Annotated in this window: 7 protein-coding genes; 5 read left to right on the forward strand and 2 right to left on the reverse strand. The window is 74.3% G+C overall.

Annotation, left to right across the window (positions count from 1 at the left end; all coding sequences use genetic code 11):
• Positions 1-13 precede the first annotated feature (13 nt).
• Both aroA and ACWDCZ_RS16895 read right to left on the reverse strand, forming a co-directional pair.
• Complete coding sequence (gene aroA, locus ACWDCZ_RS16890; protein WP_049655060.1) at positions 14-1,354, reverse strand: 3-phosphoshikimate 1-carboxyvinyltransferase; 1,341 nt, start codon at positions 1,352-1,354, stop codon at positions 14-16.
• A gap of 68 nt (positions 1,355-1,422) precedes the next feature.
• Entirely contained in the window at positions 1,423-2,148 is a 726-nt protein-coding gene (locus ACWDCZ_RS16895) for a M50 family metallopeptidase (protein WP_074001398.1), read from the reverse strand.
• A gap of 150 nt (positions 2,149-2,298) precedes the next feature.
• On the opposite strand from ACWDCZ_RS16895, the gene ACWDCZ_RS16900 reads away from it, so the two are divergent.
• From ACWDCZ_RS16900 to ACWDCZ_RS16920, 5 genes are all read left to right on the forward strand, one after another.
• Entirely contained in the window at positions 2,299-3,051 is a 753-nt protein-coding gene (locus tag ACWDCZ_RS16900) for an SOS response-associated peptidase (RefSeq protein WP_380778638.1), read from the forward strand.
• Between the two features lie 44 nt (positions 3,052-3,095).
• Positions 3,096-3,749 (forward strand): alpha/beta hydrolase family protein, encoded by a 654-nt coding sequence (locus ACWDCZ_RS16905; RefSeq protein ID WP_449816271.1) that lies wholly within the window; start codon positions 3,096-3,098, stop codon positions 3,747-3,749.
• A 163-nt stretch (positions 3,750-3,912) separates the two neighbouring features.
• Positions 3,913-4,818: a sigma-70 family RNA polymerase sigma factor gene (locus ACWDCZ_RS16910; protein WP_074001401.1), complete on the forward strand. Its 906-nt coding sequence runs from the start codon at positions 3,913-3,915 to the stop codon at positions 4,816-4,818.
• On the forward strand, positions 4,815-5,225 hold the full coding sequence (gene rsrA / locus ACWDCZ_RS16915) for a mycothiol system anti-sigma-R factor (RefSeq protein ID WP_079271878.1): 411 nt from the start codon (positions 4,815-4,817) through the stop codon (positions 5,223-5,225). The genes ACWDCZ_RS16910 and rsrA overlap by 4 nt, the downstream gene beginning before the upstream one ends.
• Before the next feature lie 422 nt (positions 5,226-5,647).
• Positions 5,648-7,087 carry an HD-GYP domain-containing protein gene (locus ACWDCZ_RS16920; RefSeq protein WP_259316729.1) on the forward strand — a complete coding sequence of 480 codons (1,440 nt, stop codon included), beginning with the start codon at positions 5,648-5,650 and terminating at the stop codon, positions 7,085-7,087.
• Positions 7,088-7,190 lie beyond the last annotated feature (103 nt).

Below are 7,190 nucleotides of genomic sequence, written 5' to 3' on the forward strand. Positions count from 1 at the left end.
GCTCAGTCTCCGCTCAGACGCCCGCCGTCGCTTCCGCCGCTTCGCCGAGCAGTTCGGCCCACATCCCCGGGAAGTCGGGCAGGGTCTTGGCGGTGGTGGCCACGTTCTCGACCTCCACGCCGGGGACGGCGAGGCCGAGGACGGCGGCGGCGGTGGCGAGGCGGTGGTCCTCGTAGGTGTGGAAGACGCCCCCGTGCAGCGGGCGCGGGCGGATCCGCAGACCGTCCTCGGTCTCCGTGACGTCGCCGCCCAGGTCGTTGATCTCCTTGGCGAGCGCGGCGAGCCGGTCCGTCTCGTGCAGGCGCAGGTGCGCGATGCCGTACAGGTGGGACTCGGAGTCGGCGAGCGCGGCGACGGCGGCGATCACCGGGGTGAGCTCGCCGACGTCGTGCAGGTCGGCCTCGATGCCGTGGATCCGGCCGGTGCCGGTGAACTGCAGGCCCTCGTCGGTGAACTCGCAGGCGCCACCCATCCGGGTGTAGATCTCGCGCAGCTGGTCACCGGGCTGGGAGGTGTGCTTGGGCCAGTCCCGCACGGTGACCCGGCCGCCGGTGACCAGCGCGGCGCCGAAGAACGGCGCGGCGTTGGAGAGGTCCGGCTCGACCACCAGGTCGCGGCCGATCACGGCGCCCGGGGTGACCCGCCAGACGTCCTTCTCGCCGCCGTCCTCGGGGGCGTCGACCTGGGCGCCGGCCAGCCGCAGCATCTCCACGGTCATCCGGATGTGCGGCAGCGACGGGACCGGGCCGCCGACGTGGCGGACCTCGATGCCGTGGTTGTACCGGGCGCCGGAGAGCAGCAGGGCGGAGACGAACTGGGACGAGGAGGAGGCGTCCAGCTCGACCGGGCCGCCGTCCAGCGAGCCGGTGCCGTGCACCGTCAGTGGGAAGGCGCCGCGGCCGCCGTCCTCGATCCGGGCGCCGAGCGCGCGCAGGGCGTTGATCACGCCGTGCTGGGGGCGCTCGTAGCAGCGCGGGTCGCCGTCGAAGTGCACCGGGCCGTCGGCCAGGACGGCCAGCGGGGGCAGGAAGCGCATCACGGTGCCGGCGTTGCCGACGTCGACCGAGGCCGGGCCGAGCAGCGCGGGGGCGGGGATGACCCGCCAGGCCTCGCCGCCGCCGGTGCCGCCGGAGTCGTTGTTGACCTTCTCCTCGATGGTGACCCCGAGGGCGCGCAGGCCGTCGGCCATCAGCTGGGAGTCGCGGCTGCGCAGCGGGCGCCGCACCCAGCCCGGCCCGTCGGCGAGGGCCGCCAGCACCAGGGCCCGGTTGGTGACCGACTTGGAGCCGGGGATGGTGACGGTGGCGTCGACGGGGCTGGTCGCGACGGGGGCGGGCCACAGGGTCTCGGTCATGGGGCAAGTCTAGGGGCCGTACGGGAACGTTCTCGGCGCGTGGCCGGGCGGCGGGAGGCCCGGTGGGCTCACTGCAGGGGCTGGAGCAGCCAGGCGGCGCCGAGGGCGAGGCAGGCGAGGGCGACGAGCAGGAAGACGGTGACCCAGGCGAGGGCGGGGACGTGGGTGAGCCGGGCGAGCTGGTCGGCGTCGGAGTCGCGGGCCCAGCCGATCCGGCGCTGGTGCTGGAGCTCCAGGACGGGGCGGACGGCGCCGAGGAGCAGGAACCAGCAGCCGAGGTAGGCGAAGCCGGCCTGGACCTCGGCGCTGCCGAACCAGGAGACCAGGAAGAAGGCGCCGCCGGCGACCAGCACGGTGAGGAAGCCGAAGGCGTTGCGGATGCGCAGGAGCAGGGCGAGCAGCAGCACGATCGCCAGCCAGAGCAGCAGGGTGATCCGGTCGGCGGCGAGCAGGGCGGCGCAGCCGAGGCCGAGCAGGGCGGGGGCGGTGTAGCCGGCGGCGGCGGTGAGGACCATGCCGGGGCCGGTGGGGCGGCCGTAGGAGAGGGTGAGTCCGGAGGTGTCCGAGTGCAGCCGGATGCCGGCCAGTTTGCGGCCGGTGACCAGGGCGATCAGGCCGTGGCCGCCCTCGTGGGCGATGGTCACGGCGTTGCGGGCGACGTGCCAGAGCGGGCGGGCCAGGACGGTGAGCAGGGCGGCGGCGCCGGTGGCCAGGACCAGCCAGCCGGGCGGGGCGGCCTGGGTGCCGGTCACCTGGTTCCACAGGTCGCCGAGGGTCTGGTCGTTCGCGTTCATCGGGGTCTCTCCGCCTCCGTCCGTCGTACCGGGCCGCCGTGTGGGCCGTTCGGGGCAGCCTCCCATGCGGGGACGGGCGGGAGGCAGGGGGTGGTTCTGGTCCGGGGATGAACAGGTCCTGAGGAGCGGCGGCATGGCAAGCTGGCCCGCATGTGCGGTCGGTTCGCAGCGAGCAGCAAGCCCGGGGACGTCGTCGAGCTGTTCGGCGTCGAGCACTGGGACCCCGAGGAGACCCTGGACCCGAACTGGAACGTCGCGCCTACCAACAGCGCGTTCGTGGTGCTGGAGCGGCTGGGCCGGGAGCGGCCGCGGCCGGTGCGCCAGCTGCGGGTGCTGCGCTGGGGGCTGGTGCCGCAGTGGTCGAACTCCGCCGAGACGGCGGTGAAGATGATCAACGCCCGGTCGGACACGGTGCACGAGAAGCCCTCGTACCGGCAGGCCTTCGCCGCCCGCCGGTGCATCCTGCCGGTGGACGGCTACTACGAGTGGCAGACGGTCCCGGGGGAGCGCGGCAAGGCCCGCAAGAAGCCGTACTTCGTGTCCCGGGCGGACGGTGCCCCGTTGGCGCTGGCCGGGCTGTACGAGTTCTGGCGCAACCGGGCGGTGCCGCCGGGGCACCCAGAGGCCTGGCTGGTGACGTTCACGATCGTCACCACGGACGCCGAGGAGCTGCTGGCGCCGATCCACGAGCGGATGCCGCTGTTCCTGGACCGGGGGGACTGGGACGAGTGGCTGGACCCGCGGCTGACCGACCCGGACGGGCTGCGCCGGCTGCTGATACCCCCGCCGCCGGGCGCGCTGGTGGCCACCCCGGTGTCGCCGGCGGTCGGCAGCATCCGCAACAACGGCCCGGAGCTCAAGGAGCCGTGGGCCGAGCCCGAGTACGAGACCACCCTGTTCTGAACCGCCTGTTCCGACCTTTTGCGAACGTTCCGGGAGACGTCGAGATGAGCACCACCGAACCGGTCCGCACCGAAGCGGTCCCCACCGGGGCCGGGGAGGCCCGGATCACCTACCACCCGGCCGCGAAGCCGGTGGCCGTCCTGGCCCTCGGCCACGGCGCGGGCGGCGGGATCGAGGCCAGGGACCTGGTGGCGCTGGCCGCGAAGCTGCCGACCCGGGGGATCACCGTGGCGCTGGTCGAGCAGCCCTGGCGGGTGGCGGGCCGGAGGCTGGGCCCGGCGCCGAAGACGCTGGACGTGGGCTGGCGGCCGGTGGCCGAGCGGCTGGCCGGGCAGGGGCTGCCGCTGGTGGTCGGCGGGCGCAGCGCGGGGGCGCGGGTGGCCTGCCGGACGGGCGCGGCGACCGGGGCGGTCGGGGTGGTGGCGCTGGCGTTCCCGCTGCACCCGCCGGGCCGGCCGGAGAAGAGCCGGGCGGAGGAGCTGCTGGGGTCCGGGCTGCCGACGCTGGTGGTGCAGAGCGCGGCGGACCCGTTCGGCGGGCCGGTGGAGTTCCCGGAGCTGCCGCACGGGCACGAGCTGGTGGCGGTGCCGTACGGCAGCCACGGCTTCGAGGTGCCCAAGCGGGCGCCGGTGGGGCAGGACGAGGTGCTGGACCTGATCTGCTCGGCGGTGGGGGACTGGGTGCTGCGGCTGGTGTGAGGCCGTGGGGCGGTCCGGCTCCGGCTCCGGCTTCGGGGCCGTGAGCAGGGAGTTTCCATTCGCTCACTCGTGCGAGTGAATGGCGCCCGGGGACGGGAATGCGGGCGGGGCGCGTGTGGTTGTCGTCTCCGTCAGCAGGAGTCACCGGTGAGAGGCAGGGCAGATGGGTTCGATCGCGTGCCCCGAACGGCCTGAGGAGCGCGAGGCCACCGCGGCGTTCGCCCCCTCCTGGTCGGACTGGATCGACGCGGGCGAGAAGCCCGTCAGCCCGATATCCTCCATTTCTGGGCGGCCCGCCGTGGGCCGTGCCCGTCATGCCGAGGAGGTGGGTCCGGTCGTCGGGACCGAGCACGAGGCCGATCCGGGCCGTGGCCCGGGCGACGCCCTGCCCGCGGGCGAGGCGCTCACCGGTGAGGAGCTGGCCGAGGCGATCGGTGAGGACACCTACCGGGTGTCGGCGGAGGAGAGCGAGGAGGCCCGGCGGGAGCGCTTCGAGCGCGACGCCCTGGGCTACCTGGATCCGATGTACTCGGCGGCGCTGCGCATGACGCGCAACCCGGCCGACGCGGAGGACCTGCTCCAGGAGGCGTTCGCCAAGGCGTACGCGTCCTTCCACCAGTTCCGTGAGGGGACGAACCTCAAGGCCTGGCTGTACCGCATCCTCACCAACACGTTCATCAACTCGTACCGCAAGAAGCAGCGGGAGCCCCAGCGCACCGCGGCGGAGGAGATCGAGGACTGGCAGCTGGCCCGGGCCGAGTCGCACATGTCGACCGGTCTGCGCTCGGCCGAGACCCAGGCGCTCGACCACCTCCCCGACAGCGATGTGAAGGACGCGCTCCAGGCCATCCCGGAGGAATTCCGGATCGCCGTCTATCTCGCGGACGTAGAAGGCTTTGCGTACAAGGAGATCGCGGACATCATGGGTACTCCCATCGGTACGGTGATGTCCCGGCTGCACCGCGGCCGCCGTCAGCTGCGCGGCATGCTGGAGGATTACGCCCGTGAGCGCGGGCTCGTCCCGGCCGGCAGCGGGGCAGGGCAGGAAGCGAAGGGCTCGGGCTCATGAGCTGCGGCGATCCGCACGAAACCGAGTGTGGCGAGGTCCTCGACCACCTCTATGAATTCCTCGACAACGAGATGGCCGAGGGTGACTGCGCCAAGTTGCGGGTGCACTTCGAGGAGTGCTCACCCTGCCTGAAGCAGTACGGGCTGGAGCAGGCGATCAAGGCGTTGATCAAGCGTTCCTGCGGGTGCGACGACACCCCGACCGACCTGCGCAGCAAGGTGCTGGCCAGGATCGACTCGATCCGGGCCGGGCAGCGCTCGGGCGAGCAGGTGGTGGTCGCCGTGGAGACCACCGTCGAGCTGCACGTCGAGTCGGCCCGGCCGGCGCCCAGGCCGGGCGGGGCGGGCGAGGCGGAGACGGCCGGGCGCTCGGGCGCTCCGGTCGAGGCCGGCGCCCCCGCGGAGTGACGACCCGTCGGGCGAACGCCCGTACGGCGGCCGACTCCTTGGTCGACCGCCGGGGGCGGTAGCCCCGCGGCCCGCCGGCGAGGGCGGGCCGGACGGTTCGGGCACGTCCGGGCGGGTGCCGGGCGGGTTCAGGGCAAGGGCAACAGCGGCCCCGGGAGTACACACTCCCGGGGCCGCTCCCGTTCTGCTCGCATGCGCCGTCACTCGTTCGAGTGAGCTGGCGGTGCGCCAACTGCGCCATTGCGCCATCATGCGTCCCCATGTCCGGAGGGCGGCCTATTCTCCTGACGGACACTCACCGTCGGTCCGCCCGACGCGCTGAGGCAACACGGGGTCCGTACGGCGGGGAGGTCGAGATCGCTACCGACTGTGGAGGCTCGACCCTGCCGCGAGGGGCGGCGCGCTACCTGGTGGTGGTGCCGGTGGCGGCGCTGTGCTGCCTGGTGCCGCTGCTGCCCGCCGCGGCCGCCCCCGGGGGGCCGCACTGGCTCGGCGCGCCGGTGGACTGGCCCAAGGTCGCGCTGCTGGCCTTCCTGCACGGCTGCTGGGAGTCCCTGGCCCAGGGCCTGCCCACGCCCTGCCTGGTGCTGGTGCGCCGGCTGCTGCGCCGGCCGGCGCTGCCCGAGCGGACGCCCGCCCGGCCCGGGGTGAACACCTTCTTCCCGGTGTTGTTCGCCGGGGTGCTGATGCTCCCGCCGGCCGCCGCCGCCCTGGTGGCCGCCCCGGCCGCGCTGCTCGGCGGGCCGAGCGGGCGCGGCTGCCGCCCGCGCCAGCTGTTCAACGGCTCCCAGCTCGCGCTGTGCGCCTTCGCCTCCTCCGTCGCCTTCCACCTGCTGCACGGCCCGCAGCTGCTGCTCGGCTCCCGCTTCCCGGCCGCACTGCTGCCCGGATTCGCCGCCGTCGCGGTGTTCTGCCTGGTCAACGGGGTGGTGGTGGGCGTCATGCTGATGCTCAGCGAGGGCCGCCGGCCCGGGGTGCTGCTGAGCGGGGCGCACGCGTCCTGCGGGCTGCCGGTGCTGGTGCACGCGGCCGGCGGGCTGATGGTCGCGGTGCTCTGGCAGGGCCCGTACGGCGCGTTCGCGGCGCTGCTCGCGCTGCTGCCGCTGTCCATCTCGGCCTGGGTGTTCGCCCAGGGCCAGCGCGAGCGGGACGCCCACCAGGCCACCGTGCAGTCGCTGGTGCAGGCCGTGGAGATCAAGGACTCCTACACCCGGGGCCACAGCGAACGGGTCGGCCGGGCCTCGGTGCTGATCGCCACTCAGCTCGGCATGGAGGCCGAGCGGCTGCGCACCCTGCGCTTCGCGGGCATCCTGCACGACGTCGGCAAGCTCGGCGTGGCCACCGAGCTGCTGCGCAGAAACGGTCCCCTGACCGAGGCCGAGCGCCGGGCGGTGGAGATCCACCCGGTGTACGGGTACGAGCTGGTGCGCGGGATCGACTTCCTCGGCGAGGCGCACGCCGGGATCCTGCACCACCACGAGCGGCTGGACGGCCGGGGCTACCCGAGCGGGCTGGCCGGCGAGCAGATCCCCGAGTTCGCCCGGATCATCTCGGTCGCCGACGCCTTCGACTCGATGACCTCCACCCGCTCCTACCGGCGCGGCCGCCCGGTCGGCGAGGCGGTCGCGGAGCTGGAGCGCTGCTCGGGCAGCCAGTTCGACCCGGTGATGGTGCGGGCGCTGATCGACGCGCTGGCCGGGTACGACTGGCAGCCGGTGGTGCACTCCGAGGACTCCATCGAGGCGGTGCCGGACATCCCGCTCGGGGTGCCCGAGCCGGTCCGGGCCGCCCCGGGCCAGGCCGTCCCGGGCCGGGTGCCGCCCCAGGGCGGCGGGACCGTCCCCGCGGCCGGGCAGCCGTGAGGGCCCCCGGGCGGGCGGCTGCCGGGCGCGCGGCCTCCGGGACAGTGCCGCCCTGGACGACGCGCTGCGCGGCGCCACCCGCACCACCTGCGACCGGATCGAC

It is taken from the genome of Kitasatospora sp. NPDC001225, assembly GCF_053597855.1.

Excerpts from the sequence above, each read along its gene's own strand:
- aroA (WP_049655060.1), bottom strand. The coding sequence starts at position 1,354 with ATGACCGAGACCCTGTGGCCCGCCCCCGTCGCGACCAGCCCCGTCGAC.
- ACWDCZ_RS16895 (WP_074001398.1), bottom strand. The coding sequence starts at position 2,148 with ATGAACGCGAACGACCAGACCCTCGGCGACCTGTGGAACCAGGTGACC.
- ACWDCZ_RS16900 (WP_380778638.1), top strand. The coding sequence starts at position 2,299 with ATGTGCGGTCGGTTCGCAGCGAGCAGCAAGCCCGGGGACGTCGTCGAG.
- ACWDCZ_RS16905 (WP_449816271.1), top strand. The coding sequence starts at position 3,096 with ATGAGCACCACCGAACCGGTCCGCACCGAAGCGGTCCCCACCGGGGCC.
- ACWDCZ_RS16910 (WP_074001401.1), top strand. The coding sequence starts at position 3,913 with ATGGGTTCGATCGCGTGCCCCGAACGGCCTGAGGAGCGCGAGGCCACC.
- rsrA (WP_079271878.1), top strand. The coding sequence starts at position 4,815 with ATGAGCTGCGGCGATCCGCACGAAACCGAGTGTGGCGAGGTCCTCGAC.